This is a genomic window from Phenylobacterium sp. (assembly GCF_030697305.1).
Taxonomy (GTDB): Bacteria; Pseudomonadota; Alphaproteobacteria; order Caulobacterales; family Caulobacteraceae; genus Phenylobacterium.
The window spans coordinates 1-1033 of record NZ_JAUYQL010000053.1; the positions used below are offsets into that span (position 1 = coordinate 1).

Genomic DNA, 1033 nt, shown 5'->3' on the forward strand with positions numbered 1-1033 from the left:
TCGTCATTTCAGCCTGAAGCTGGCCGCGGTCGCGTCGGTCTCCATGATCGCGCTGCCGGTTCACGCGCAGACCACGCCGCCGCCGCCGGCGGGCAATGTGGTCACGCCGTTCTACGGCAACATTCAGCCGTTCTACGGCAACATCCAGCCCTTCTATGGGAACATTCAGCCGTTCTACGGCAACCTCAATCCGTTCTACGGCAACCTGCAGCCCTTCTGGGGCAACCTCCAGCCGTTCTGGGGCAACATCCAGCCGTTCTACGGGAACCTGCAGCCCTTCTGGGGCAACATCCAGCCGTTCACCGGCGCCAACGGCGCGCCAACGAGCAGCACCCTGCAGACCTACTGGACCGACGCTGGCGATGACTGGACCGTCATCGCGGGCGCCTGGTCGAGCGTTGGAACCACCGGCGGGCCGGCGGACTACGGCGTCGTCGCGGGCCGGGTCACGATCAGCCTGGACCTGGCCAAGATCGACCGCCGTCACGGCTTGACCGTCGACCCCGAGGCGATGGAGCCGGTCACTCTCGACCTGCCGATGCCGCGCAAGGGCAAGCGGACGGACCTGACCTCGACGCTGGTCGATGACCTGTCGAAGCACGTCTTTGCCAATCTGCCCGTGACGATGGTCTTTGCCGTTGTCGATGCGGCGGGGAACGAGGGCACCTCGGCCCCCTACGAGGTCACGCTGCACGGCAAGCGCTTCTTCGACCCCTTGGCCGCCGCCCTGATCGAGATGCGGCGCGACATCCTGTGGAACCGGGTGAACGCCCCCCGCGCGGGCGAAATCCTCAGGGCCGTCACCAACCGCCCCGAGGATTTCATCCGCCACGACCGCGCCTTCCTGCACCTGCGGGTCCTGATGCGCGACCTTGAGGCGAAGGAAGCCAGCCTGACTGTCGAAGACCGCGACGCCATTGCCGAAAAGCTGTGGACCATCGCGCTGATGGTCGAAGAGGGGAACCTGCAATCTGCACTGGACCGGCTGCAACGCGCCCAGGACCGGCTGCAGGAAGCGATCGAGAATGGCGCC

At 66.1% G+C, this 1033-nt stretch carries 1 protein-coding gene; it reads left to right on the forward strand.

What is annotated here, in order from left to right; translation table 11 throughout:
- On the forward strand, positions 1-1033 hold a 1033-nt coding region (locus Q8R27_RS06085), incomplete at both ends, for a DUF4175 family protein (RefSeq protein ID WP_305698170.1).